The sequence below is a fragment of the Clostridium sp. KNHs216 genome (genome assembly GCF_006714885.1).
Classification (GTDB): Bacteria; Bacillota; Clostridia; order Oscillospirales; family Acutalibacteraceae; genus Caproiciproducens.
The window spans coordinates 2625212-2651087 of record NZ_VFMF01000001.1; the positions used below are offsets into that span (position 1 = coordinate 2625212).

Sequence of the window (25876 nt, forward strand, 5' to 3'; positions counted from 1 at the left end):
GGATTTGCGCTATGCTTCAGCCAGGTCTATATGAACAAGTGATCAACCGCGAGATCAATACCGATCTGTCGGAGCTTCCGGCAGCCCGGCAGGCCACTGTGCCCATCGATAAGGCAGAGGCCTCCAAGGTCTTAGCGCAGTATCTCACGGGCGTAGTTCAAAAGGGGCTGGACAATATGCTGGATAACGGCGGGGACCTCTCCGCCCAGATCGGGCTAACAAATGAAATCGTGCGCATCGTGGAGCGCACCACAAGGGAAGCTGACTTTGCCGCTTTGTCTGTGGACGAGCGGGCAGAGCAGCTTCTTGCTCTACTCAGGGAAAACGACCCGCGGCTAGCTATTGGAAAGACCGCCGCAACTGTTGACCGCCCGGAAACCTCCATCGCGCAAAGCAGCCTCTTTACCGGTGCAGTTCACGAACCTCAGATGTACACAGAGTTTAAAAAGGAGATCGTCTCCGCGGATCGCATCGACATGCTGGTGAGCTTTATCAAGTGGAGTGGTCTACGGCTTATTATGGACGAGCTGATCTCATTTACCCAAATCGGCGGCGCGCTGCGTATCATTACTACCTCTTATATGGGCGCGACAGACGTCAAGGCTATCGAGGAGCTGCGCAAGCTGCCGAACACAAAAATCAAGGTTAGCTATGACACCAAACGTACCCGCCTCCACGCCAAGACCTATGTATTCTATCGGAATACTGGCTTCACCACGGCCTATGTAGGTTCGTCCAATCTTTCCAACGCCGCCATCTCCAGCGGCCTTGAGTGGAATGTGAAAGTCACAAAAAAGGACCTGCCGGAGACCATCGACAAGATCACCGCCACCTTTGAGAGCTATTGGAATTCCAATGAATTTGAATACTACACGGAGAATCAGAAGGAGCGCCTCGCTCGCGCATTGAAGGCAGAGAAGTACTTTGACGCTAACAACGCGGATGCCTACACGCTGGACATCGCGCCTTATTCCTACCAGCAAGAGATTCTCGACAAGCTGGAGGCCGAGCGAACCGTCCGTGGCTACTGTCGCAATCTGGTGGTAGCTGCTACCGGTACAGGCAAAACTGTAATTTCCGCGCTGGACTATAAACGCTTCCGCAAGCAGAATCCAGGCCGGCCTTGCCACCTACTGTTTGTGGCGCACCGGGAAGAAATCTTGAAACAGAGCCTCTATACCTATCGCGCTGTGCTTAAGGACGCCAATTTTGGTGAGATGTTCGTCGGCAGCTACAAGCCGGATAGCATAGAAAACCTGTTTATTTCCGTCCAGACATTTAACTCCCAGGACTTTACCGTCAAGACCACGCCGGACTTTTATGACTATATCGTGGTGGACGAATTCCACCATGCCGCCGCGCCCACCTATCAAAAACTGCTGGAATACTATCAGCCCAAAATTCTGATAGGCCTCACCGCCACGCCGGAGCGCATGGATGGCAAGAGTATTCTGAATTATTTCAGCGGCCGCATCGCGGCGGAAATTCGGTTACCGGAGGCCATCGACCGCAAGTTGCTGTGCCCATTCCAGTATTTCGGCGTCACTGACGTCATTGATCTGGATGATTTGAAGTGGACGCGGGGCGGTTACGACAAAGGTGAGTTGTCGCGCATTTACACCCTCAGTGGCGGCGCTGCCAAGCGCCGTGCTGATATGGTTGTTTCGTCACTGCTTAAATACGTCACAGATATCAACGACGTGAAGGGGCTGGGCTTCTGCGTCTCCGTCGAGCATGCGGAGTTCATGTCTAACTATTTCAATGAGCACGGCATCCCATCCATGTTCCTGACCGGTCAGTCTCTCGATGAGGAGCGTAAAACTGCAAAACAGCGGCTAGTCTCCGGCGAAGTCCGCTTTATCTTTGTGGTGGACATCTACAACGAGGGCGTGGATATCCCCGAGGTTAACACGGTGTTGTTCCTTCGCCCTACGGAATCGCTGACCATCTTTCTCCAGCAGTTAGGCCGCGGTCTGCGTCTCAGCGAGGATAAGGAGTGTCTGACCGTACTGGATTTTATCGGTCAGGCCAACAAAAGGTATAACTTTGAGGACAAGTTCGCGGCGCTGCTCTCCAGTACAACCCGGGGCGTGCCGCGCGAAATTCGGGACGGCTTTGTATCCGCGCCCAAAGGCTGCTATATTCAGCTGGAAAAGAAAGCAGCCAAATACATACTGGACAACATCCGTGCCTCCTATGGCAACAGTGCCGGATTGGTCTCCCGCATTGGAAGCTTTGAGGAGGACAGCGGCCTGCCGCTGACACTGGCAAACTTTTTGAGCCACTGCCGCCTTGACGCCCGGTCACTCTACAAGTTTTCCTCTTTCTCTCGTCTCTGCGAGCTCGCCGGCAAGCTGGATGCTTTCACGGAGCCTGCCGAGAAAACGCTGACAAAAGCATTTAGTCGCATCGCCGTCATCGACTCCCGCCGCTGGATCACTTTCCTGCTGGACATTCTTCCCCAATTGCACAATGTGGACTTTGCCGCCCTGTCACCCTTGAAGCAGCGGATGCTGCAAATGTTCTACATCACGGTTTGGGGTAAGGCTGCCGACAGTTGGGACGGCGATGAGGTACTGGAAAATCTATGCGCGCTGGCAGACAGCCAGGTCATGCTCTCAGAGCTTACCGCGTTGCTCCAATACAATTTTAACCGCATAGACTTCATTGATGAGCCGGTTGATCTGGGATTTGAATGCCCGCTGGATCTGCACTGCACCTACACCCGTGACCAGCTTCTGGTCGCCATGGATTTCACGGAGCCCACCACCGTGCGTGAGGGCGTAAAGTGGCTGCCGGATAAGAAAGCGGACGTGTTTTTTGTGACGCTCAATAAGTCCGACAAGGACTATTCGCCGACGACGATGTATAACGATTACTCCATCAACGAGGAACTGTTCCACTGGCAGAGCCAGAGCACCACGGCGGAAAACTCCCCCACTGGTCAGCGCTATATCCATCACCGCGCCCAGGGCAGCCGCGTGCTGCTGTTCGTGCGCGAGTTCAAAACTGATCGCATCTCCAGCGGCGCTGCTGCCTACACCTATCTCGGTACGGCAAGCTATGTCTGTCACGAGGGTTCAAGGCCGATGAATATTACATGGAAGCTTGACAGACCAATCCCAGCGAAATTCTTGAACAAGACAAATAAATTGGTGGTGGGATAATGACCGAAGTTGTAGCAGCTCTGATTTGGGATAAAGATAAGTTTATGATCTGCCAGCGATCGGCGACGAAAGCGCGCGGCCTTTTGTGGGAGTTTGTCGGTGGAAAAGTTGAACCGGGCGAAACGAAAGAGCAGGCTCTTATCAGAGAATGCCAAGAGGAACTCGCCATCACGCTGTCTGTAGGCAGCGAGCTAATGGCCGTGACGCATGATTATCCGGACATTACCGTGCACCTGACGCTGTTCAACGCCACGATTGCCGAGGGCGTACCACAGAAATTGGAACATAACGATATCCGGTGGATCACAGTGGATGAAATACCAAACTACGAGTTTTGCCCGGCGGACGAGGTTATTTTGCAGCGGATCAGTAGCCGCAGGTAAGGTATGCAGAGAGAAGGTACAGTATCATGAATGATCGTTACATAGCATTTGATGTAGAAACCCCAAACTATGCAAATGACCGCATCAGCGCCATCGGCATTACCGTTGTCGAAAACGGCCGCATCACGTATGATTTCTACTCTCTTGTAAACTCGGAAGTGCACTTTGATCCCTTCAACATCCGGCTTACCGGCATCACGCCGGAAATGGTGGCCGACCAGCCCGCATTTCCAGAATTATGGGAAAAGATTGCGCCGGTTATGGGCAGCGGCCTGCTGATTGCGCATAACGCGCCATTCGACATGGGTGTGCTGGCGCAGTGCCTGAATGACTATGGAATCGAATGGCAGCCCTTTACATATTATGCCTGCACCTGCGTGATGGGACGAGCATGCTATCCGCAGCTTCAAAATCACAAGCTCAATACCCTTTGTAATTACCTTAATCTCAATTTGGATCACCACCACGCCGGCAGCGACAGCCATGCCTGCGCGGAGCTGTTGCTGGACTATATGCATCATGGACTGCAGCCGGATCGTTTTCTGCGTCGGTATGATCTGGCACAGCGCCGCACACTACGGATGCCACCAAAAGCAAAACCCAGTGAGACAACAACGCAACTGCTTGCGCTCAAAGATCTGCTTAGCACAATCACGGCAGACGACGAGTTGAGTGAGAGTGAAGTCCTCTCCCTTCAAACTTGGATGAATGAGAACCTCGCGCTGCGCGGCAATTTTCCTTTTGATAAAATCTTCGAGACCGTTGGAGGTACGCTGGAAGATGGCATCTTGGAAGATGCAGAGTTGCAGGCAATGTTGCTTCTATTTGGGCAAATCACAGATCCTGTTGCAAATACCTGTAGCTGTGATTGCTTCGACATCAACGGAAAGACATTTTGCCTGACCGGGGAATTTGAATTTGGGGATCGTTCCAGCGTGGAATCGGCTCTTTCTCAAAAAGGAGGTATCCCGGTTTCCAGCGTTACGAGGAAAATAGATTGTGTGATTGTCGGCAGCAGGGGCAGCGATGCTTGGAGCAGCGGCAACTATGGCACAAAGGTAAAAAAGGCGCTGGAATTGCAAGCAAAAGGACATCCCATCCAAATTGTCAAAGAGCAGGATATTTGCAATTTGTTATCCAACTGAGGAGGCTGAAAGATGGCTGCAAAGGTCTATAATAAGCTTGTCCGTGGCCGCATTCCGGAGATTATTGAGGCTTCCGGAAAAACATGCGTCTTTGCTGGGGTGTAGGATTGGCTCACTAGTATTCTAATGCCAGTGCAGAAGCAAGAAAATGCTTAGAAGAATTTATTTATACAAATGGGCACATAGATGGATGATATTAACATAAATACAAGCCGATAGTATTGTTCAACGAAATCTATGAAATCAATTTAAGTGCTTGCAGAAAAGAGAGGAATGTATATGTTAGACTATGCAAGAGAAATTATTGAAAGACATATTAGAACTCACACCGAACGCTCAGACGAAGATCGTGCAGCTGTTTCTATTCTACAAACATTTTTGAGATCCAGTGGAAAGATCAACACTAATTTTTCTTGTGATGACAAGTGGCCAAATGCAGATGGTACATTTGAGTTTGTCTCAGAACCTAATGTATCGAGACGCCCAAAGCAAAACTTTTTTGTCCAGATTAAGGGTACTCATGTATATAGTGCAGTAGATGGCATGATTAAGTATTCCCTGAAGAGTTTGGCATTCCCTGCATTTATCTATAGCGATGTGACATTTGATCCTGGTATTCTGTTTGTTGTACTAAACCCGGATTGCCGCGGTTCCGAACGGGTATTCTGGAAATATATGTCTGTGGATTTTCTCAATTCAATTGATTTTGAAAACAGTAGTGTAACCATCAGTTTTTCATCTGATGAGGAAATTTTCAATACCGATGAGAGTGTTAATGTGTTTTGTAACAAGCTCGAAGATCTTGTTGACCATCATTCTTTTGTTAACCAATTGGATAGCAAAAACTACTCAAAGAATGATGTAGAAAAAATTATTAGGGCTTGTGACGAGGACATTACGGAAAGCATAGACAGACTGGACATTCTTAATGATACTCGTGATGGCGTATCAAGGAGAATTCTTACTAGACTAAGTGATTTGTGTACAGCGACTCTCCTGCTAAATACATTAGGTAATGGGAACGAAAGAGCAAGTCTCCAATTGGCTTGGGAGCATTCCATTCTAAGTATTGAAACCAAGTACCTTGGAACTTTTCTCAAAGGTTTGCAATATATTGGCAAGCGCATTCCCGATGATGGACAATCGGAACGCCTATTGTTGAAGTATTATAATTTTCTGTGGCAAATACGAAAATTCTTGCAAAAAAACTGCGGAATGTCTGTTCTGCATAACTTGGAAAAGTTTCCACTCCATATTGATGAGCTCGATCGTCAATATTACCAGTTGGCTGCAAATGCAGTTGATTCCGTCGATCCCACTCTCCACGCATTATGTACATCCAGATTTTATGTTCAGAAAAAAGTTCCATTTTTTATTGGAACAGAGCGATATTTCGAAGTCACTTTGCAGCTGGCAAGTATTTATGCTACAAAGTACAACCGCATTACCGCTTATACAAAAGAAAACATCTCCACAAACTATTCCATACAGATTGGTTATGTGGATACTATAATTGATCTGTGGGGAATTGCATCCAAAATAAAGGTAATCACAAATTGGAAGGTATCAATAGAGCCTGCCTGTCTGAATAAGCTGGGAAAGATATTGCGTATCAGCACAAATCTTTCTTCGAAATATGGCGAGTATAATGAACTGATGACTTTTCTAACCAGAACAGGCATCAACTTTCTGGATTTAATTGATTTGCAAACGGTCACTTTTTCATCTCTTATCGATCCAATTTATGAGAAAACAAATACTTGCATTTATAAGGAGGTACTTCTGAAGCTTAAGGCACATTATTCTAAGACATCAGAAGAGTTCGGCCGGAATGTGATAAGATATTTGCTCCTGAATCTAAGAGAAGAAGCCCTCGAAAGCGTTATGCCTTCACAGTATAAGCCCAAACAGCTCTGTGCCGAGCTCTACCTCTCGAGCCGGTGTCTACCTTTTGAAAGAAACCCTTTTATTTCTGATTTGGCAGGAAGTAAGACAAGCGGCAGCAGTCAGGCAAAACACATCCTCAGTGTTGTCGGAAGCGATAAATTAGATGTGGTTCGCCCATATCTGTTTATCAAAAACTCAACAAAGCAGACAGGAGAAATCTATTTTGAGATAGACGCCGTTGCCAGTAAAACAGTCATCGATAAGTACAATGCCCAACTGGATTCTTGGGAGCACAGCCAGGGATATCAAATAAACCTTGTGGACGGACTTGCCTGCATAGATTCTTATGAAAAAACTACACTTCTCATATTAAAACAACTTTTAGAGTTTTCGAAAAACGGCAATAAAGGCCAGGAAGAGTACAATCAGAACTTTCTTAAGCAAAGCAAAATTGACTTTACCGACAGGATAAAAGAACAAGCAATAAGAGATGTCTTTGTCGACTCCCAGCTTCTTTTAATTTACGGAGCTGCTGGGACTGGGAAAACGACCCTTATCAACTATATTTCAAATTTGATGACCAGTCACCGTAAACTGTTTCTCACCAAAACCCACACCGCACTACAAAACCTAAAAAGACGTATTGATAATCCAGGAACATCAGCTGATTTTGTGAGCATCGACAGCTTTACCAAGAAAGTTGTCCTGCCGGAATATGATATCATTTTTGTTGATGAATGTAGCACAATTGATAACCGCACTATGTTAGCTTTTCTCAATAAATTAAGTCTCAATACTTTTTTGGTTTTTGCAGGAGATATCCAACAAATTGAATCCATCGAGTTTGGTAACTGGTTTTTTTATGCAAAAGATATCATTAAAGCATACGGTGCTAATATTGAGCTACTAAATACTTGGAGGACAAAAAATCAAACTCTTATTGGTTTGTGGAATGAAGTCAGGCTTATGGATGAGTTGATAACTGAAAAGCTGGTTATCGACGGTCCCTTCTCGGAAGACATAGGGCCAAAAGTCTTCAAGCGGGAAGAAGATGACGAGGTTATTCTTTGTCTAAATTACGACGGAAAATTTGGCCTAAATAACATGAATAACTACTTTCAAAATGCAAACTCCAAAGGCGAGGCTGTCTCGTGGCAGGAATGGAATTATAAAGTGGGTGATCCCATCCTTTTCAATGACACGAAACGATTTTCTCTCTTATACAACAACTTAAAGGGACGGATTGTCAAGATTGAAAAAGAAAACGACAGAATCTCCTTTACAATTGATGTAGATATTTCCTTAACAGACATGGACTGTAGAAGAGAAGGTGTCGAGTTTATTGATGTTGTGGGAAACTCTACGCGCATTCGTTTTAGTGTATACGCCTATGACGGCAGCAAAATGGACATGGAAGACGATGACCTGCGGATGAAATCTATTATTCCCTTTCAGCTCGCGTATGCCGTTTCAATTCATAAGGCACAAGGTTTAGAGTATGATTCGGTTAAGGTAATTATCCCGAATAACAATGCAGAAAAGATAACTCATGGAGTTTTTTACACGGCAATTACTCGTGCAAAGAAGAAATTGAAAATCTATTGGAGCTCCGAGACCATGCAGGAAGTTATAAAGGGATTCTCAGCAAACGCATCAAAGTGCAAAAGTCTGGAAATCGTGAAATCCAAGCTGGTACGTAGCTAATCCAATCTTGTGAACAGTTTTTCCTAGAACTTGCGGCCGCTATAAACAAAGAAAAGCGACAAAAAAGTCTTATTGATTTCCTTGTTTCTCAACCTCCAATTATGTTTATGACATCCGTTAGACCACAATCAGTATTATTTAATATTTTCATATTTCCCGATTTAGTTCGAATTAGTTATGTGTTCGCCTTGCTGGCCTTTTATTACTGCTACTCGGTTTTTATTGCGATTTCACTCTTAATTATAAATTCGCCACGTTTAGAACACGTTGAATATCCATGTATCTGCATCCCATGTTCAATACAGTCTCGAAATAATGCACCATATGGCTCCGCTGAATTGAGCATAACACAAGTTACAAGCGGACTCAATGCAATAAGTAGGAATGCAACATTGTACCCGTCGAGCAACAGCAATTTAATCTTTTGAAGTTGCTTGATTATCCTTTCGGACTGAACATTTGGAAAAGTAGTTGTATTGGTAAGAGAAATAACGCTTTTGACTTCAACAACAGTATTTGTTTCAGGAATATACAAATCACTTTTGTAGCCATCCACAATCTTTTCTCGAACGGTATTATGCCGAGAACCTAAGAAGGAGAACATTCTTCGGCTAAGGCTCTTCTCAACCAGTTCATTGGGAAAAGACGTATTAAGAATCATGTAATTCCTCTTAATTCTGACCGCGAATACTGAGTATTTTGTTCGTGCACTCGGTTTACTGACTGGCATCAACAATACTTTACGTCCGCTCAACTCCATAAAGTTACTCAAGCGACATGACGACGGTATGTAGCAAAGAACATTTTCTCCTGCAACATTTACGGTGCATAGAAAGCGATTCTTTATTTCTTCAATAAACGTTCCCTCAGTATATAATTTAGAAGCAAATGTCATCTATATTACCCCTCATAGCCTATTAATACCTGCAATCAGATGTAGTTCTCGATTTGGAGCACACCAAGGCGTTCGATATCATTGCCAATTTCCTCAAGCCCATAAATCATTAGGTTGCGAAAAAAAAGTCGTGGTGTTTCTGTTTGATATAGGTTCCTAATGAGATTTTCCCAATAGCCGCCCTTGTCCAGATTACCATATGCATAATTTGTTCCTAATTGATCAGGGACAACATAAGAGCCCGGATCGAAGTCCTTAAAATGGTACTTCAAAACATAGGCGGCAGCAAATATCGCCGCATCTTGGCGTATGGTAAACCAGCCTTCGTCTACAAACATTTGTGCAACATAGTCTGATGCTCTTTGTGAAAGCTTTAAATCAGTTCCAAGTTCTTTTATAGTAGCCATTTTACATCAACTCCTTTATTTTAGAATGCGTAGCACTGATCCTAATCAATTCCTTCTCTTGAATAATGGAATCTCCAATATCCTGACGTGTGCGCTGATCATCGATCTCACCGGGCAGAGGGAGCAGAAGGACTTGTTTAGAAATAAGCGGAAGTGCCTTTACCATATTAGCCGTATTTTTTGTGCTCATACGGTTAAAAGGTGAATCCATAATAACAGGACCTTCAAACGGCGCATTTTTGTGAAGCGCACCGATTAGTGCAAAAGCAACCATATGAATCCAACCGGCTGAGCTTTTAGGCACAAGCTCTCCGGATGATTTCAAAACGATAGCGAGGCCATAATTATCATTAATTTCCAATCGATCATAATCATCTTCAGTGTTCATGGCTTGGAATATTTTTGTGGCATCACACTCAACATTTCTACGCAGTTTTTCTCTATATGTAATGATACCCTGTTCAAAAATCGAAGCCACGCTGCTTGCAAAGTCTTTGCGTTTTCCAGCAAGCTTTACATCCCTGTTTTGACTCACCTGAATTAGTTTTCTGTTCGTTTTCTCTATTTTTGTAGCAAGATCGTCAATTACAGCATTTTCGGCTTTTATACCGTCTTCTGTGATTTGAAGCTCCCTTCCGCAATCTTCCGCACGTTTCATAATCTGCGCAACAGCATCTTCGTTCCCACCGCTCTCAATCAAGTCTTTGATCTCGGCTTTAACGTCAACGAGCTCGTGCTCCTGCTTATCAGAAATTTTCACGAGGAGATCGTTGATTGTATTGCATTTACGCAATACATCTTCGCCTCGATCTTGTGTACCAAGGTAGGACCTTAGGGCTGTCAAACGCGACTTATCGGCACCTAGTTTCTTCTTTTCATCAGATGTCAGACCAACGGTTCTGTTCCTGATGAAATCAATTTTTCCCTGGAGTTTTACTTTTTCTGCCTCGGTTGCTTCGTGATCACATACAGGACAAAAGACCTCATCGATTGCCTGCTGAATATAAGCAATCGTCTTATCCTGCGCACTTGCAACCACTTCCTTTTCCTTAAGTTCAGAAATGTCAGAGTCAATTTCATCGACGACCTCTTGAACTGTTGGTGTGAACATCCATTTCCAAGAACCTTTTAGAAGCTCAACGACTTCTGCCCGAAGGTAAACTACCTGCTGCTCAAGCCCAGATATTGCGGTCTCTATGTTTGTTCTTCTGGCAACCAGATCACGGAGCTTTTGGGTCGAGTCAATTTCAGCTTGAATTTGTTTTTTCTTCGCAAGCAGGTCATCGCGTTTACGAATCAGCCTATCTCGATCTTCCTCCTGTTTAATCTTTTCTGCCTCGTAGTCGACAATACTGGTCGCGTATATCTTGGTATTGGCATCATTTTGTGCAATCCTTGTAGCCGTTGTAGCAATTTTGTCTCTCGCTGTTTTTACATCGGCAAAACCATACGTAAGAACTGGAAGACCCAAAATCTGCTCAATTGCCCCTTTGATAGAGCCGCCTGTAGGAGAATTCTCGTCTAAGAGTGTTTCGTATTCTTCAAGTAGTTCACCATCGAACAGAAAGAACCTTGATACTTCTGGTGTAATAAGAGACATAATAATGTGCTCACCGGTATCCTTATCGACGATGATTCCGTTGTGAGAAACGGACAGCGTGGTCCTTACATCAGAGTTTATCTGCGGAACGGTGACACCGTGCTCAAGCACAAGATTACGTGTCACCTTGTAACTTTCAGTTCCGTTAGCAATGTCAAGGGAAACCCGGTATGTGTAATTACCTTCCTTGAAGCCCTCAATGTTAATATAGCTAATAAAATTATCGATCTTGCCGTTTCTGTCTCTTACGATATTAAACAGCACAAAGTTAAAAGCGTTTAGAAGAGAGGTCTTTCCTCTACCATTATCTCCCCATATGATACTTACACCGTCTGCTTTAGTGAAGTCGACCACTTCAGTATCTTTGAAAGGGCCAAAGTTTGCGACGGTTAGTTTTTTAAACCTCATTCTTCTTCACCATCCTCACTCGTAATCAGATTGGTATATTGGGTAATGATTTTCTGTGTTTCACTTTGCCGTGTGCCCGGATTGTCTTGATTATTAACCTGCGCATTAACGATTTCGACAATTACCTCTGGAGGGATGTCGGGAAACTGGGTTGTACGAATTTCCTCCAGTGTTGCGAGCAATTCATTTAAGCTGTTCTTCATCTTCTTCAAACCCTCCATTCTCGAATTGTTTATAGTCAACACCGAATCGCAAAGCAATTGTTTTTAAATCAGCTATACACGCCGGATTCTGAGCATAAGTGCCGAATTCAATGGCTCTTGCCAATTCTGAGACAATAATCGACATGCTTTTATCTGCATCAGCACTTGATGCATTTGGTACAGCAATAATGTCATATAATTCAGAATAACTTTTATTGTCCGCCTTACGAAGTATTCGGCCTCTACGCTGTATAAATTCTCTCGGATTTCGCGATGAGGCAAGGACAATTGCATGTGTGGTTGAGGGAATATCAACACCCTCATCGAGACATCGAATTGATACTAACACGCCGCCATTGAGCCCGAAGTATTCTAAGGTTTCTTCGCGACTTCCTGGCATGTCCGAGTAATAAACATAAGAATCTATTCCTTCAGTCCTGACGGCATCACATACTTGTGTCAGTTGCGTAATATCTTCGCAATAAACCAGCCACTTTTGGTCGTCACAATAACTGTGTTTGATTATATCGACAGCTGTCATAACTTTGTTGGCTGCTTTCTTAATAATACGAGCCCGCTCAATTTTCATCAGATCCAAGAATGCACTTTTCTTTTCACTTCCATCCGAATTTTTACTGTTGGCTGTAGACGCATATAACTTTGATATTTGTTTGGATATCTTGTCCCATTCTTTTTGCTCTGTTTCCGTCAGTGCGACAGTTATCGGATGATAAAAATATGGAGTAAGCACTTTTTCTTTGATTGCCCTCTTCAAAGTGTATGGCGGTTGTAGTATGGTACCGAAATAATCAAAAATCGCTTGTGTACCTTCTGGGTCGTTATACCGGCATGGCGTAGCCGACACTCCAAAACGTGGACCAGAAATAATTTGGAAAAACTTCTTCCTCTGCAGGCTACCCATTCGGTGAACCTCATCAGCGATAATAAACAGATGCTCGCCTTGAGTAATTTTGCTCATAAACTCTGGACTAACAGCAGTATCCATCATCGCTATGATTACTTTTTTCCCAGTTTGACTTGCAGCTGTCCACCGGGGTAAAGCTCCGGGTTTTCTCCATAAATTATTGCCGTCGCCACACAACATATAGTTTATATCTAAATCACCAATTAGCCGAGCAATTTCCTTTTGCCAGTGGTAAAGAAGCTCTTTTCCTGGCACAAGTACCAACACGGTTTTGCCCCTATCTAATTGGCATCTAATCGCTGATATTGCGATAACTGTTTTCCCACAGCCTGTGCATCCTTGATACACTGCGCGGTAGTTTTGCTTCTCCCAGTCTTCCAAGGCCTCGGTCTGATGATCTTTTAAACCAATCACTTTTTTGGCCTTATTAGGTGTCCATTTTTCGTCTTTACTCTTTATGACAGTAATCTCTCGAAGTAGTTCCTCCCATTTATAGCCTGATGCGTGTCTGGAAACGTAAGTTTTCACTTCATCAGGCATATTGTAAATCTTGATAGCCTCGTATTGTCCCGCCCAGATTCTATCAAAACCATCCCTTATGGCTTTCACTCTTATGGCATCTTTCCCACCATCCCAACTTTGGAACACATCTGCGGATTCAATATTCCCGTCGTTAGAAAGCCCTTTATACGTTTCGTTGAAAGACCCGCGAAACGCCACTTCATTGCCTGCAACATCTGTAAAAATACCGGCTTTATCGTGATAGAGTTTTTCAATCGCCGGATTGCCAGATGTGTTCCTTGGTATTGCAATCTTGATCTCTACGATTTGGTTCGCAATTAAGCATGTTAGTAGTCTTGATGGTGTGCTCAAATAGGACATTTCGAGCATTGAATCGATTTCCTTTTTCAGGGCATTTACTAATATGGCCTCCGTTTTAGCTGAGATTCCATCGTCTATAGCCTTTGCATCCTCCACAGATAGGAATGGTGAACATATAACGCGAATATGTCCGCCGTTATTGATGAATTCCTTGAGCGCATCCCAAGCAACAATGTAAACCGTACTACCGAAGTAACCAGATATGCGATCATAGCTAATTGAACTACGCATACACGGTAAATAGAACTCGGCTGATACATCGTCGTCGAGTTTATTATATGATCCATTGAATTCATAATCTGATAGCATGCTCATTTTATCATCTCTTCCGTATCCCAGTCTTTACGTTTCTTGATAGCTTGATAAATATGCTTCCTGTCACACAGAACCATTCTTTCGTTGTTTCCATATTTCTTATAAGTAAAAACATCGGTTGCGAGCGCCTTCAGCATATACGGTAATGTTACCTGTAAATTTGCAGAATACGCGGCATTTACATGCATGTCCGTTTGCCAAATAATATAGACTCCGTCCTCAACATCTATGAGAGGTATTGCATATCCCATGAGAAGTACAGTTCGTCCATCAGAGTTATCAATATGACACCGTTCATTACGTTTTTGATTTTCCAAGATAAGCTGTATCTTATACTCATCTGTTGTACGACCGCCGGGTGGGCAAGTACAATTAAACAAATAAACCTTAAGCTTTGAGGGATATGAATCCAAGTCGATGAGCAAAGGCTTTTTGCTAATGTCAGAATGCTGAGCAGCGACATGCTCGTCCAAATCGTACAACAGCATTTTATGGAGTGTTTTCTGTGATAACCGTTCCATTATCCCTACGCCTCCCTTGCCAAGCTTCATCCATCTTTGCTTCTGATAGATCAATATATTCTTGGAAAATATCAAACCCGGCAAATCTACGGCCTAATTCTATAGCCATAACACCGGTCGTACCAGATCCGAGCCACGGATCAACAACAAGGTCGCCTTCACTTGTTGTCGCTTTTATATACTTTTCCGGTAACGCAGATGGTTGCACTGCTTGATGTACACCCTTGGCATTTGATACACCGCTAAGTATAACGTTGTTTGGCAGCGCACCAGCAGTATTGGGCTGAATCGTCTTTTTCTTTCTAACGTATGACAAACCATTTTCGCGTGGCTTGTATTCATAATCTTTGTAGACTTCCAAACTATGTGAACTATACGGCCTCCGGATGGCATCGAGATTAATGTTCCACTTTGGCGAAATTGAAAACCATAAAATCTGTTCATATGCATCTTGGCAAGCACATCTGAGGCCGGTTGGTACCGGATTTCCTTTGACCCATACCTCAATGTCAACACAATGTAAATTCCATTGATCTTCAAGGAGGATTGCTAATCTTTCGATGACCAAAGATCTCCTTGGCGAAGATTTAGAGGTGTGCTTTTCTCTGTTTGCTTTAACATTGATAACAAGAAATCCATCCTCTCTTAACGCAGCTATTGATGCGTCAATAAATGGAGCAAGCTTATCAATGTATTTATCTGATTTCCAAACGCCATAATTACGATCAGCGTTGGGATATGGAGGAGAACCATAGACAAGTTTTACACTCTTTTTTGGCAAAGCAAGCAAACCTTCTGAGCCATTAATGCAACGGATGCAGTAGGGTTTTTCATCAAATAAACTCATGGTAATTACACGTCCTCTGGGATTGTTACTGCAATCCAAGATTCTGCAAGTCTACAGAAGTCTGGATTTGCTTCGATGCATATATAGTTACGCCCTAGTTTTTTTGCGACAACGGCTGTAGTGCCTGAACCAGAAAATGGGTCAAGTACAGTGTCTCCGGGGTTTGTCCCTGCAAGAATAAAGAACTCAACAAGCTTTTCCGGATATCTGGCTGGATGTCGAATATTCATCTCTTTACACAGATCATGAAAAACACCATTACTACTAGTATTACTAATTGTTAATACTGAGCCGGGATCCGCTCCACCGTGATCATTCCATTTATGGCTTAGATCAAAGTTGTGGCGACTCGGCCTTGTATTCTCATCCCTTGGTCCGTTAATAACTTCACCATTCAGTATTTTCTTCATACTTCCGCTATATGGCTTGCGTATAGAATCCATATTAAAAGTCCACTCTTCGCTTTTGCAAAACCAGAAGCAATACTCATGAGATTTTTTAGTTCTTCCCATTGTACCTCTTGAAAAAACGTTAGGAGGGGTTGCAGGATTATACCAAACATAGTCGCGGACAAGATGAAAACCAACTTCCTCGCAAAGGCTTATAACGAGTTTAAATACAAAGATATTCTGAAATTTCCCATCTAGCTTATCGCTTATGTTTAAAACAAAACTTCCGTTATCAGCAAGAATTCGGTAGATTTCCTTTGCTCTCGGCAAGAACCAATCGACGTATCTATCCGGATGTATTTTTTTAATAACTTCTCCGTAATTCTTTATTTGATCTGCATAAGGCGGAGATGTCATCACAAAGTTAACGCTTTCATTCTCTAGCGTTTTCATTATCTCAAGGCAATCTCCGCATAAAACCTTATTCATGCCATGTCTCCTTCATGAAAATTGATGTCATACAGCGAACCTGTCTCAGGTCCAATTAGCCGCAATCAGCCACTGTAATTCTAACATTGTGTGTGTTCGCATAACGGATTGTCATCATTTTGAAATGCTGGAAGTAATTCATTAAATCAAATATCATTGCAAGGTCGGACATTGATCTCGATATCAATATAAGCATCCACAAAATTTCAGGCCATCTATTATTCAACAGTTGTTCGTATTGAGATGAAAAAATATTGCTGTGCTCTGATGCAACTGTGAGTAGTCCGGCACCGTGTTTAATAAATCCATCTTTATATTCATCCAGTATCATAACGTACACACAGTCAGTGGATTTTTTGGCATTATTAGCAAATAACCACCCCAGAAACGCATCTCGTAAGGAGAGCGACTCATCACAAATTGGAGAGGAATCTCTATTTATACTATTCTAGCTCAGCCGTTGCTGGGGCTCCTTTCATGTGCGCTTATTATTCTATATGGAATCTATACATCAATATTGTTCGGAAGCATTTCCATGATGTCACTTATATCACAGTCAAGAGAGGTGCATATTTTTTGTAATATATCCGTATTTACATTTTCGTTTTTGCTGAGTTTGGTTACGGATGCTGAGCTAATACCGGCAACTTGTTGTAAATCTTTCTTCTTCATATCTTTGTCAATCAAAAGTTTCCATAGTTTTTTGTAGCTGATGGCCATCTCAATCACCTCTTCAAATTAGGGGTCATTAATATACATTAATCTAATTATTTATCATATCGCAATACGACTCAAACTGCAATATTTTCTCTTTTTTTCGCTCGATTTTTTCCTGCGGATAATTGATTTTTCGTACTGTTTTAACTGGAAGACTTTAATCAGTCCAAAAAAATATTAATAAGCCTTTTATTTTGCAGAAATCTATATCTTCTTTTTATGTTTAATAAGCGAGACCGAAAACAAAGTGGTTCAATGGCACCTTGACAAGTTCATAGCCGGATCCGGGAGTTATACGGGTTTGGGGGATAGTTTGCCATGACATCCGTGCGGACGAGCGTACCCACTAATTGAATTGCGCACAGCGCAGCCCGAGGAAACGAGTATACGCGGCGCAACGAAAGCGGCGCAGGAAGTGGCCCGGAAGCCGAGCGTTTATTAACGATCCAGAAAGCTTATATACACGGCCCTTTATATAAAAGGAGGAATTTATATAGCACAGACACGCATTGCCTATAAGCACATGTTTCGGCAATACCCGGATGTAATTAATGTACATACGCTTCAAAGAATGCTGGGAATCAGCCGACATCATGCCTATACCCTTATTATTTCCGGTCAGATCAAAGGCCGGAAGGTCGGCAAATCGTATAAGATTCCCAAGGTGTATGTGATTGACTTCCTGCTGCAAAACAATGAAGCTGACACATTGGCGCAAACCAAAAACAACTGATATGCTGTAATTGTCGGCAGCAAAGAGCATCACCTTACCAAGGAGGCATTACCATGATAACTGGCAGCATACAGCCGAAGAACGGCAAATATTATGCCGTTCTCAACCTATATGACCACACGGGCAAGCGACGGCCCAAATGGATCAGCACAGGGTACACAGTCAAAGGAAATAAAAAGAAAGCACAGGAGGTGTTAAACGAACTAACACAACGTTACAGCGCGCAACTGCCGCCTTCAAAACGCGGTCAGCCTGCCTGTACCAGGACGGTGGACATGACCCTTCTGGATTTTCTCTATGAGTGGCTTGTCACTCGCAAACCCCATATCCAACCAACTACCTATCACAATTATACCAGCATGATCGAAGCAAGGGTAACAGACTATTTCGGCCCACAGAGGACCCTGCTGACAGAGCTCAATTATCATCAGCTGGACGATTTCTATAACTCCATCCGAAAGGACGGCTGCTGCGAAAACTCAGTGGTCAAATACCATGCCATGCTCAAGATGGCTTTGGACTATGCCATCCGAAAGGAATACATCCAGATTAATGCGGCGGACCGCGCGGTGGAAAAGCCCTCTCGGAAAAACAGGTACAAGCCCAGTTACTATTCCAGAGACGAGCTGAATCGGCTGCTACGGACGGTGACGGACGACGTTTTGTATGTGCCAATTCTCTTGGCAGCCTATTATGGGTTGCGGCGCAGTGAGGTATTGGGAGTCCGTTGGAGTTCCATTGATTTTGAGAAAAAGACAATCGCCATCGAACACAAGGTTATCGACGGATGCGCCGCGGGGCAGGAGGGCCTACTACTGATGGACGAGATGAAAACCAAGTCCAGCCGCCGGACACTTCCTCTGCTTCCAATCCCGGAACGTGTTCTTCTGGAAGCAAAGGCCCGTCAGGAGGAATACCGCAGGGCATGCAGGAAGGGATATTGCACGAAGTATCTGGAGTACGTCTGCGTGGACAGCCTGGGGAATCTGCTGAGTCCGGCTTTTCTGAGCGCGCACTTTTCCTATCTCCTTCAGAAGTACGGTTTGCGGCATATCCGCTTTCATGATCTGCGCCACACTTGTGCGAGCTTATTGGTAGCAGAGGGGGTGGACATGAAGCGCATCCAACTCTGGTTGGGGCATAGCAATTTTTCCACTACCGCCGATATTTACGCGCACTTGGACTTTGCAAGCAAACGGGGTACCGGTGCTGTGATAGGTAACTTGCTGGATGCTTCATTGGAACAGGGCGGAACAGAGGACGGAACGACAGATAAAACAAAGTGTTATGTGCAGGATGATGGGCCCAGGGCTCAAATCCTTGAAAGAGCAAAAACATAAAAATCAGCCATGGAAGCGGATTCTTCCATGGCTGATGTTGGCGGAGAGGAAGAGATTCGAACTCTTGCCCGGCGTAAACCGGCTACCGCATTTCGAGTGCGGACCCTTCGACCACTTGGGTACCTCTCCATATTCAATTTCACCCCGTTTTTCAGGGTAGCACAGGCGTTAGAAACGTGTTAGAATAGAGCCGTGGATTCCTGAGTTTTGCGGCTTGGAAACCTTGGAAACACGGGCTTTTCGGGATTTCGGTCACGGATTTGCCTTCGCCCGTTTCGAGGCGGCTCGTTATGACCACTTCGATACGCTTCCATATTTATGCTGATGATAAGAATTCCGGTGGCTATTGTAGAGCCACTTATACATTTTATCGATTCGGGACGTAAAAGTCAAGTGTTTTTCAAGTTTCATAAGACTGTAAAAAATTCCGGCACAGCATAGGATGTTGTGCCGGAAGAGCAGTAAAGAACATATTATGCCATTAGACAACTTCTAAAATCAGGTGATAATATGCCATTAACAACAAGAGAACTTTTAGCGAAACTAATAAAATGCGAAGCGGGCGGAGAAGGAGACAACGGGATGCGCGCAGTCGCTTCCGTGATTGTCAACCGCGCGCAGGTGCCGAACGGAGAATTCGCCCGCGTAAGCAACGGCGGCGATATCCGCGCCATTATTGAACAGCAGGGCCAGTTTACCTGCATGAAAGAGATGGTCGCCGGCGCTTACAATGCTCAGAACGTATGGAATATGGACCCAGAGGATGTCCACTATGCGATCGCGGACTGGGCGATCGCGGGAAACATTTTCTCCGGGGTCGGGGACTCGCTTTTTTACTTCAATCCATTTAATCCCCAATGCCCGCCTTACTTCCCGCCGGGAGGAGCCGGTGTGATTTTCAACAGGATTAATCAGCACTGCTACTATTCTCCTACCTCAGTATATGCAACTACATGATTCTAAGGAGGAATCAAAATGATGGACAATAATAATGCGGTTGGCGATTACAAAATGCCCCCGTGCCAGGCCGCGCTTTATCCCACAGCGGAAAACATGAAAAATACGCCGTCTGTCCTGGAAGGCGTTGCGAGCTACAATTATATGAACCCTATCCAGCAGCAAAAACAGCCTGCGCAGACAGCGCAGCAATTTGCCGCGGTTACCCTTCCGCAGACGGGAATGCAGCAGTCGCAGATGGGGATGCTGCAATCCGTGACAGGGGCCGGGCAGCAAACCGGCGCCGCTATGCCGCAGATTCCGTCGCCGCAGTCGAGCATAGGAATCATGAGGCAGTCCGGAGACGGGGTACCGCAAACGGCAGGCGGTCAGCAGGCGACAACGTCGGCGACACAGGTTCAGACCGGGATGCCGCCGAGCGTGGTTACGCCGGACAGTCTGCAATATCTGAACGGCTTTTTAAGAACGCAGATCGGCCGGCCGGTACTCGTTACTTTTTTGGTGGGGACCAATACGCTGACGGACCGGACCGGTACCCTGCTGGGTGTCGGTATCAACTATATCTTGATCCGGGAGACCCGGACCGACGATGTTCTTGCGTGCGATTTCTACAATATCAAATTTATCAGGTTCTACTATTAATTCGGAAGTGTTTTGTCTCCCTTCACGGGCCCGTGCAAGACGCAGGGCCCGTGAAAGGGAGTGAAACCGGCGATTGCTCTAACCGGCGGCTTGCACCATTTGGGCGGCTGAGGCATCGGCGGGCAGCTCCACAGCGGGCGCCTTGCCGATTCCTTCGATATTTCCGCTGATCTCACATTTGGAGATGGTCACCGAGGTACCGCTTCCGTCTATATTCTGAAAAATCTTGTTGACCGCTTCGGTCGCATCGAGCTCCACTCTCACAATCTGGCTGGATGCCTCGTCGACATAGCAGTAACCGTAAATGGGCGGTGCGCTGTCCAGCAGGGTCTGCACCACCGTCTGGGAACCCTGGGACATGCCCGTGGCGGTGACGATATTTTCAATCGTACTTCTCAGTACTTCATTCTGGAAGGTCAGTTCTATTTTATGTACCTTCTGCGAATCCAATACCGTTTCCCGTACATATTTCTGTCCGGAAACACTGCCGAGAAGCCGCAGAATATCGATTTGTTCCAGGGGGGTGGAGGAAACGCCCTGTGCGGAGGTCTTCTGCCAGCCGCTGCCCGCGTTTGAATAGAACCATGCGCCGTCGCTGTCGGTGACGGTGTAGGACACGCTGCTGCCCGTTACGCCCCCCAGAAGCGAGGTCTGGGTCGATTTCAGTGCGAACGGCTTCGCCCAGTAAACGCTGGTGCTGCCGGTTTTATAGGAGTACGGTTTGTTGTTCGCGGTGAATTCCAGTGTATTGTCAATGGCGGCGGTACAGTTCTGAATGGCGTTGGCGTTGGTTTTCGCTTCGCGCATCAGCACGTCGGCGTCCGCTTTTGTGCCACAGGCGGACAGCCCCAGCAAAAGCGCCGCTGCCAGAAAGAAGCCTGCAAGTTTTGAAATCTTCATCATTTACCTCTTTGTTTATCTTTCTCTATTATGAATATCATATCAAATTTTTATTGGAATCGCAACCCAATTGCATCCCATAACTTGACATAATACCCGCAACAAGGGTAAAATAACAGATATTAAGTTTATAAAGACTGAAAGGGAGTTTTGCATGAATGAGAGGAAGCTGGCCGCAGCGAAAATGGCGTCCCTTTCAATTTATAAGGGCATTCTGAACCGCACGGTCCCCAAAGCATTTTATCGGCTTCTCTGGTCGGCAGACCGGTCCGAGGAGGAATTTCTGAACGCCTGGGGAGATTTTTTCGCCGTGCTTTGCGAGCGCGGATACAGCGAAAACTTTGCTGGGTGCATGACCGGCACGGCGCTGTATGACGAAAACGCGTATTCCCTTGCCGCGGCAGCCGGAACAACCGGCTTTCCGCAGCCGCTGATGGACGCGGTGGAACGCGACCTGCAGATTATTCTGGATATTTCTTCGATCACCCCGGAGCAGCTTCTGGACGGCTGCGGGTTTGCACAGGAACTTTCCCCGCTGCGTCTGCCCGGGTGGAAAACCGGCGAACCGGTGAGCGCGCTTCAGGGGGACCTGAAGGACAGCATCCGGAAAATGACGGAGTATTACCGTGAAAACGGCTGCGGGATATATGCCCGCTACCGCGCGTTTATCTGGCGGGATAAAAAAATCCAGCCGGTCGCGTATCCCGACAAAACGTCGCTTGCCGACCTGAAGGGGTACGAACTGCAGCGCGGGCTGGCGACGGACAACACCCTTTCCTTTTTACAGGGGTTCCCCGCCAACAACTGTCTGCTGTACGGCGACCGCGGAACGGGAAAATCCTCCACGGTCAAGGCGCTGTTGAATGCATATTACAAAAGGGGCCTGCGGATGATTGAAATGCCGAAGGAATCCCTGATGGATTTTCCGCTTCTGGTCGATCAGATCGCCGCGATCCCGATGAAATTCATTATTTTTATCGACGATCTCTCTTTTTCCAAGCAGAACGATACTTATGCCGCGTTAAAGGCGGTGCTGGAGGGCGGTCTGGCGGCAAGGCCGGAAAACACGCTCATCTACGCCACCTCCAACCGCCGCCATCTGGTTCGGGAGACCTTTTCCGACCGGGAGGGCGACGACGTCCACCGCGGCGACACCATGCAGGAAAGCCTTTCGCTGGCGGATCGTTTCGGCCTTTCCATCAGCTTTACCCTGCCGGACAGGGAGCGCTATCTGGAAATTATCCGGCTGCTGGCAAGACAGCGGCAGCTTGAAGAGCATATGAGTGAACTGGAAAAGGGAGCGGAACGCTGGGCCACCGCGCGCGGCGGGCGTTCCCCGCGCTGCGCCAGACAGTATATCGACGACGCGGAAGCACGCATCAGGCGCGGACAGAAGATTTGATAAGAGACGGAAAGGAGCATACCATGCTGAAAAAAATAACGGCGGTATTTCTGTGTATAGCCATTGCCGCGGGGGCGCTTGCGGCCTGCGGGCCGAAAAACGATATCTCTTCCGGTGCCGGGACCAAGGATTTTCCGGTGACCATCGGGAACGTCACCGTCAGTGAGGAACCGGCGGGGGTCGCGGTGCTTTCACCGAACATTGCCGACGTGATTCTTGCGATCGGGTACGAAGCTCAGCTGAAGGCGAAGAGTGCGCAGTGTACCCAGAGCGACCTTTCCGTTTTGCCGGACGTGACTTTGGACGACGCACAGAAAATCAAGGACCTTGGGGCGCAGCTGGTATTTACCGACACCAAGCCCACCGACGAACAGCTGTCCGCGCTGAACAAAGAGGGGATCGCCGTGCTCACCGTCGCGAAAGCGACCGGCAGGGAAGACCTGGACAGGCTTTATTCCCAGGTCGGCGCGGCCATGAAGGGCGCAAAAACCGGTTATGAAAAGGGCAGGAAAATTTCTCAGGGGATTTTCCTTACCATTGACGATATCAGCCGTATTATCCCCTCCAGCGATACGCCGACCACCGTCGCGTATCTTTACGACACACAGGGCGGAGCCGTTACCGGCGACACTCTGGAGGGCAAGCTCATTGAATCCGCGGGGCTGGTCAACGCCGCCTCAGACGGCACGGGAAATCAGCTTTCTGCCAGCGCGCTGCTGCTGGCCGACCCGAAATACATATTCTGCCCGACCGGCTTAAAGGCAGAGCTGGCGGCGTCCGAGGAGTACAAAAAGCTCGGCGCGGTCAAGGAGGGCCGGGTTTACGAAATGGACCCGAATCAGATGCTCCTGCAGGGCAGGGGGATGATCGAGGCGGTCAGCTTCATGGCCGGAACCGTTTATCCCGAGCTTCTCGAAGGCACGGAGGCTTCCAGCGCGCCGCCCGCTTCTTCCAGCCCGTCTTCCTCCGGTACGACGTCACAGCCCTCTAAGGGCAATCAGAGCAGTTCGTCTTCCTCCGCTTCTTCAACGGCGCCGGGAAATACAAATCTTACGCTGAAAAAAGGCGATAAGAACGACGATGTACTGAAGATGCAGAACCGGCTGAAAGAGCTCGGCTATATGTTTGTGACCCCGACCGGCGAATTCGCCGAGGGCACCGAGCAGAGCGTGAAGGATTTCCAGCTGCTGAACGGGCTCGTGGTCACCGGTGTTGCCGACCCGGAGATGCTGAAGCTGCTGTATTCGGCGAACCCGGTTCCGCGTAAGGATTGATGAAAAAAACAAAAGGCCTTGTACATTCTATATGAATGGTACAGGGCCTTTATTCACAAATAGGACCGATTCTTCCGCAATACGGAAAACCGCCCCGCTGCAAATACAGCGGGGCGGATATTTTTTTAGAAGATGCTGCCCGCACAGAGCAGCTTTTCGGGCAGGTCGGCCCGGTAATCCGGGGCCTTGGGGTCGAGGCTGTTGATGACGACCCCGTGACAGTTGTTGCCCGCCGTCGCGTGGATGTACCGGCTGTCGCCGAGATACATGGCAACGTGCCCGGGGAAAAACAGCAGGTCGCCTTCTTTGATATCCTTGAAGGGGATTTCATGCATTGCGAATTCCGGAAGAATGTGCGCGTCGCGGCAGATCAGCACCCCGTTCATCAGATACGCCATGGAGCACAGGCCGCTGCAGTCGATGCCGAGCGGCGTTTTTCCGCCCCAGCGGTACTGTGTGCCGAAATAGCCGAGCGCGGTGTTTACCAGTGCTTTCCGCAGAGCGGGCTCCTCTTTTTTGTCCCATGACGTGATTTGCTCCCCGAGGAACGCGCCCCAGGTAAAGCCCTCCCGCCCGTCGCAGAAGCGGACGCGCTGCCAGCCGTCCTCCGGCTGTCCCACGGGGCTCAGCAGGCCGCCGCGGGTCACCGAGCCCACCGGATGCCCCTGCACCTTCGGCCCGTCAAGCACATCGGCGTAAGCCTGCAGGACCGTTTTTTTAGGGGCGGCGTCCCAGTCCCGGACAAAGCTTTCCCCAAAGCAAAGCGACGCCTCAATCACCCAGCCCTCGTAGCGGTAGTGCGTGCGCACGCGCGCCCATCCGTCCCGCCGTTCCAGAATTTCCACCGTCATGCCGCAGAGCGCCTCGTCGGTCAGCTCGCTGTTGCGGTCCGGCAGCTCCATGAGCGGTACGACGGCGTCTTTTATCAGTGCGTATTCCATGTCATCCCTCTTTATAATAGTCGTAGACCTTGCGGGAAAGTCTGCCGATCAGCTTTTTGGACAGTGGATTTTCATCCGTGTCGTCCGTGGAGTCGGTGACAAAGCACCCGAAATAATATTCGTGGCCGGGCAGGGAAAAGATGCCTGTGTCGTGATTCAGATAATCCAGCCCGCCGGTTTTGTGCGCGGCGGAGAAGTCCCGGTCGGCAATATACCGCAGCGCCATGCTGAAATCGCGCTGGCGTTCCAGAATCCCCAGCGCGCAGCGGCAAAGCTCCGGCGTCAGGATCGAAGCGCGGCGCAGGCTCTGAAACACAGTCAGCTGGTCCTGCGCGCTGGTGTAATTGTTGCGGCCCTGTCTGACCGCCTCCCAGTCGAGCATTTTCCGTTCGAGAGCGGTGGCTTTCAGCCCCAGCTTCCGGCAGCAGGCGTTTACGGCGTCCATACCCAGGAATTCAATCAGCACGTTGGTGGCGGTGTTGTCGCTGTTGATGATCATCCAGGTGAGAAGCTCCTCCAGCGGGTATTCCCGCACGCCCCGGTCGAACACCTCGGTGTCGTCCAGAATTTCTTCCCCGGGCAGGCGGAGCATCTGCCCGACGGACAGTTTTCCGCTCTGTACCATATCCAGCGCCGTCAGGAGGATGGGCGTTTTGATGGTGCTGGCCGAAACCACCCGGTCTTTCTCATAAAAGGAGAGCAGCGTTTCGTCCTGATCGAAGTCGTATACCAGAAGCGAAACCTTCGCGTTGATGTCCTGAATTTCGTTTTCCGCGTAATCACGCAGTTCATCGCGCTTCATG

At 47.1% G+C, this 25876-nt stretch carries 22 protein-coding genes and 1 tRNA gene; 10 read left to right on the top strand and 13 right to left on the bottom strand.

From position 1 onward, the window contains the following. Positions 1-11 precede the first annotated feature (11 nt). From LY85_RS12705 to LY85_RS12720, 4 genes are all read left to right on the top strand, one after another. Positions 12-3167: a DEAD/DEAH box helicase gene (locus tag LY85_RS12705; RefSeq protein WP_141826943.1), complete on the top strand. Its 3156-nt coding sequence runs from the start codon at positions 12-14 to the stop codon at positions 3165-3167. Then, complete coding sequence (locus tag LY85_RS12710; RefSeq protein ID WP_141826944.1) at positions 3167-3550, top strand: (deoxy)nucleoside triphosphate pyrophosphohydrolase; 384 nt, start codon at positions 3167-3169, stop codon at positions 3548-3550. The genes LY85_RS12705 and LY85_RS12710 overlap by 1 nt, the downstream gene beginning before the upstream one ends. Before the next feature lie 26 nt (positions 3551-3576). Next, a complete protein-coding gene (locus tag LY85_RS19800; RefSeq protein ID WP_185741212.1) occupies positions 3577-4695 on the top strand; it encodes an exonuclease domain-containing protein in 1119 nt (372 codons plus the stop codon). 279 nt (positions 4696-4974) lie between these two features. Continuing rightward, the gene (locus LY85_RS12720; RefSeq protein WP_141826945.1) at positions 4975-8286 is read left to right on the top strand and encodes an ATP-dependent RecD-like DNA helicase; all 3312 of its coding nucleotides are present in this window, start codon (positions 4975-4977) and stop codon (positions 8284-8286) included. Between the two features lie 208 nt (positions 8287-8494). Here the strand turns inward: LY85_RS12720 and LY85_RS12725 are convergent, their stop codons facing one another. The 9 genes from LY85_RS12725 to LY85_RS12765 all read right to left on the bottom strand — a co-directional run bounded on the left by LY85_RS12725 (position 8495) and on the right by LY85_RS12765 (position 16887). Beyond that, positions 8495-9181, bottom strand: coding sequence for a DNA/RNA nuclease SfsA (locus LY85_RS12725; protein ID WP_141826946.1), 687 nt, complete (start codon positions 9179-9181; stop codon positions 8495-8497). A gap of 35 nt (positions 9182-9216) precedes the next feature. After that, a complete protein-coding gene (locus LY85_RS12730; protein ID WP_141826947.1) occupies positions 9217-9588 on the bottom strand; it encodes a hypothetical protein in 372 nt (123 codons plus the stop codon). Position 9589: 1 nt separating this feature from the next. Then, a complete protein-coding gene (locus tag LY85_RS12735) occupies positions 9590-11596 on the bottom strand; it encodes an AAA family ATPase (protein WP_141826948.1) in 2007 nt (668 codons plus the stop codon). After that, the gene (locus tag LY85_RS12740) at positions 11593-11799 is read right to left on the bottom strand and encodes a DNA modification system-associated small protein (protein WP_141826949.1); all 207 of its coding nucleotides are present in this window, start codon (positions 11797-11799) and stop codon (positions 11593-11595) included. Before LY85_RS12740 ends, LY85_RS12735 begins: the two co-directional genes overlap by 4 nt. Next, positions 11780-13921, bottom strand: coding sequence for a DEAD/DEAH box helicase family protein (locus LY85_RS12745; RefSeq protein ID WP_243122549.1), 2142 nt, complete (start codon positions 13919-13921; stop codon positions 11780-11782). The genes LY85_RS12740 and LY85_RS12745 overlap by 20 nt, the downstream gene beginning before the upstream one ends. Then, the gene (locus LY85_RS12750) at positions 13918-14442 is read right to left on the bottom strand and encodes a hypothetical protein (protein ID WP_141826950.1); all 525 of its coding nucleotides are present in this window, start codon (positions 14440-14442) and stop codon (positions 13918-13920) included. Before LY85_RS12750 ends, LY85_RS12745 begins: the two co-directional genes overlap by 4 nt. Beyond that, a complete protein-coding gene (locus LY85_RS12755; RefSeq protein ID WP_141826951.1) occupies positions 14411-15289 on the bottom strand; it encodes a site-specific DNA-methyltransferase in 879 nt (292 codons plus the stop codon). Before LY85_RS12755 ends, LY85_RS12750 begins: the two co-directional genes overlap by 32 nt. A gap of 5 nt (positions 15290-15294) precedes the next feature. Next, the gene (locus LY85_RS12760; RefSeq protein ID WP_141826952.1) at positions 15295-16167 is read right to left on the bottom strand and encodes a site-specific DNA-methyltransferase; all 873 of its coding nucleotides are present in this window, start codon (positions 16165-16167) and stop codon (positions 15295-15297) included. 504 nt (positions 16168-16671) lie between these two features. Continuing rightward, positions 16672-16887 (bottom strand): helix-turn-helix transcriptional regulator, encoded by a 216-nt coding sequence (locus tag LY85_RS12765; protein WP_141826953.1) that lies wholly within the window; start codon positions 16885-16887, stop codon positions 16672-16674. Between the two features lie 568 nt (positions 16888-17455). Here LY85_RS12765 and LY85_RS12770 point away from each other — a divergent pair. Together LY85_RS12770 and LY85_RS12775 are read left to right on the top strand one after the other, a co-directional pair. Beyond that, complete coding sequence (locus tag LY85_RS12770) at positions 17456-17617, top strand: helix-turn-helix domain-containing protein (protein WP_243122550.1); 162 nt, start codon at positions 17456-17458, stop codon at positions 17615-17617. A gap of 53 nt (positions 17618-17670) precedes the next feature. Continuing rightward, positions 17671-18957 (top strand): tyrosine-type recombinase/integrase, encoded by a 1287-nt coding sequence (locus tag LY85_RS12775; RefSeq protein ID WP_243122551.1) that lies wholly within the window; start codon positions 17671-17673, stop codon positions 18955-18957. Positions 18958-18995: 38 nt separating this feature from the next. Here the strand turns inward: LY85_RS12775 and LY85_RS12780 are convergent. Further along, positions 18996-19086: transfer RNA gene (locus LY85_RS12780), tRNA-Ser, on the bottom strand. Between the two features lie 381 nt (positions 19087-19467). Here LY85_RS12780 and LY85_RS12785 point away from each other — a divergent pair. Together LY85_RS12785 and LY85_RS19590 are read left to right on the top strand one after the other, a co-directional pair. After that, complete coding sequence (locus LY85_RS12785) at positions 19468-19914, top strand: cell wall hydrolase (protein ID WP_038322076.1); 447 nt, start codon at positions 19468-19470, stop codon at positions 19912-19914. An 18-nt stretch (positions 19915-19932) separates the two neighbouring features. Then, positions 19933-20556: a hypothetical protein gene (locus tag LY85_RS19590; protein WP_243122552.1), complete on the top strand. Its 624-nt coding sequence runs from the start codon at positions 19933-19935 to the stop codon at positions 20554-20556. A 78-nt stretch (positions 20557-20634) separates the two neighbouring features. Here LY85_RS19590 and LY85_RS12795 read toward each other — a convergent pair whose 3' ends face one another. After that, complete coding sequence (locus LY85_RS12795; RefSeq protein ID WP_141826956.1) at positions 20635-21456, bottom strand: hypothetical protein; 822 nt, start codon at positions 21454-21456, stop codon at positions 20635-20637. A gap of 154 nt (positions 21457-21610) precedes the next feature. Between LY85_RS12795 and LY85_RS12800 the strand changes: the two genes are divergently transcribed. Together LY85_RS12800 and LY85_RS12805 are read left to right on the top strand one after the other, a co-directional pair. Continuing rightward, on the top strand, positions 21611-22858 hold the full coding sequence (locus LY85_RS12800; protein WP_243122553.1) for an ATP-binding protein: 1248 nt from the start codon (positions 21611-21613) through the stop codon (positions 22856-22858). Positions 22859-22881: 23 nt separating this feature from the next. Further along, the gene (locus tag LY85_RS12805; RefSeq protein WP_141826957.1) at positions 22882-24132 is read left to right on the top strand and encodes a peptidoglycan-binding protein; all 1251 of its coding nucleotides are present in this window, start codon (positions 22882-22884) and stop codon (positions 24130-24132) included. Between the two features lie 125 nt (positions 24133-24257). Here LY85_RS12805 and LY85_RS12810 read toward each other — a convergent pair whose 3' ends face one another. Together LY85_RS12810 and LY85_RS12815 are read right to left on the bottom strand one after the other, a co-directional pair. Next, a complete protein-coding gene (locus LY85_RS12810; protein ID WP_243122554.1) occupies positions 24258-25073 on the bottom strand; it encodes an NlpC/P60 family protein in 816 nt (271 codons plus the stop codon). A 1-nt stretch (position 25074) separates the two neighbouring features. Next, complete coding sequence (locus LY85_RS12815; RefSeq protein WP_141826958.1) at positions 25075-25875, bottom strand: serine hydrolase; 801 nt, start codon at positions 25873-25875, stop codon at positions 25075-25077. Between the last annotated feature and the right edge of the window lies 1 nt (position 25876).

Excerpts from the sequence above, each read along its gene's own strand:
- LY85_RS12750 (WP_141826950.1), bottom strand. The coding sequence starts at position 14,442 with ATGGAACGGTTATCACAGAAAACACTCCATAAAATGCTGTTGTACGAT.
- LY85_RS12720 (WP_141826945.1), top strand. The coding sequence starts at position 4,975 with ATGTTAGACTATGCAAGAGAAATTATTGAAAGACATATTAGAACTCAC.
- LY85_RS12765 (WP_141826953.1), bottom strand. The coding sequence starts at position 16,887 with ATGGCCATCAGCTACAAAAAACTATGGAAACTTTTGATTGACAAAGAT.
- LY85_RS12800 (WP_243122553.1), top strand. The coding sequence starts at position 21,611 with ATGAATGAGAGGAAGCTGGCCGCAGCGAAAATGGCGTCCCTTTCAATT.
- LY85_RS12770 (WP_243122550.1), top strand. The coding sequence starts at position 17,456 with ATGCTGGGAATCAGCCGACATCATGCCTATACCCTTATTATTTCCGGT.
- LY85_RS12705 (WP_141826943.1), top strand. The coding sequence starts at position 12 with ATGCTTCAGCCAGGTCTATATGAACAAGTGATCAACCGCGAGATCAAT.
- LY85_RS19590 (WP_243122552.1), top strand. The coding sequence starts at position 19,933 with ATGATGGACAATAATAATGCGGTTGGCGATTACAAAATGCCCCCGTGC.
- LY85_RS12785 (WP_038322076.1), top strand. The coding sequence starts at position 19,468 with ATGCCATTAACAACAAGAGAACTTTTAGCGAAACTAATAAAATGCGAA.
- LY85_RS12795 (WP_141826956.1), bottom strand. The coding sequence starts at position 21,456 with ATGAAGATTTCAAAACTTGCAGGCTTCTTTCTGGCAGCGGCGCTTTTG.
- LY85_RS12810 (WP_243122554.1), bottom strand. The coding sequence starts at position 25,073 with ATGGAATACGCACTGATAAAAGACGCCGTCGTACCGCTCATGGAGCTG.
- LY85_RS12760 (WP_141826952.1), bottom strand. The coding sequence starts at position 16,167 with ATGAATAAGGTTTTATGCGGAGATTGCCTTGAGATAATGAAAACGCTA.
- LY85_RS12710 (WP_141826944.1), top strand. The coding sequence starts at position 3,167 with ATGACCGAAGTTGTAGCAGCTCTGATTTGGGATAAAGATAAGTTTATG.
- LY85_RS12755 (WP_141826951.1), bottom strand. The coding sequence starts at position 15,289 with ATGAGTTTATTTGATGAAAAACCCTACTGCATCCGTTGCATTAATGGC.
- LY85_RS12815 (WP_141826958.1), bottom strand. The coding sequence starts at position 25,875 with ATGAAGCGCGATGAACTGCGTGATTACGCGGAAAACGAAATTCAGGAC.
- LY85_RS12740 (WP_141826949.1), bottom strand. The coding sequence starts at position 11,799 with ATGAAGAACAGCTTAAATGAATTGCTCGCAACACTGGAGGAAATTCGT.
- LY85_RS12775 (WP_243122551.1), top strand. The coding sequence starts at position 17,671 with ATGATAACTGGCAGCATACAGCCGAAGAACGGCAAATATTATGCCGTT.
- LY85_RS12725 (WP_141826946.1), bottom strand. The coding sequence starts at position 9,181 with ATGACATTTGCTTCTAAATTATATACTGAGGGAACGTTTATTGAAGAA.
- LY85_RS19800 (WP_185741212.1), top strand. The coding sequence starts at position 3,577 with ATGAATGATCGTTACATAGCATTTGATGTAGAAACCCCAAACTATGCA.
- LY85_RS12730 (WP_141826947.1), bottom strand. The coding sequence starts at position 9,588 with ATGGCTACTATAAAAGAACTTGGAACTGATTTAAAGCTTTCACAAAGA.
- LY85_RS12735 (WP_141826948.1), bottom strand. The coding sequence starts at position 11,596 with ATGAGGTTTAAAAAACTAACCGTCGCAAACTTTGGCCCTTTCAAAGAT.
- LY85_RS12745 (WP_243122549.1), bottom strand. The coding sequence starts at position 13,921 with ATGAGCATGCTATCAGATTATGAATTCAATGGATCATATAATAAACTC.
- LY85_RS12805 (WP_141826957.1), top strand. The coding sequence starts at position 22,882 with ATGCTGAAAAAAATAACGGCGGTATTTCTGTGTATAGCCATTGCCGCG.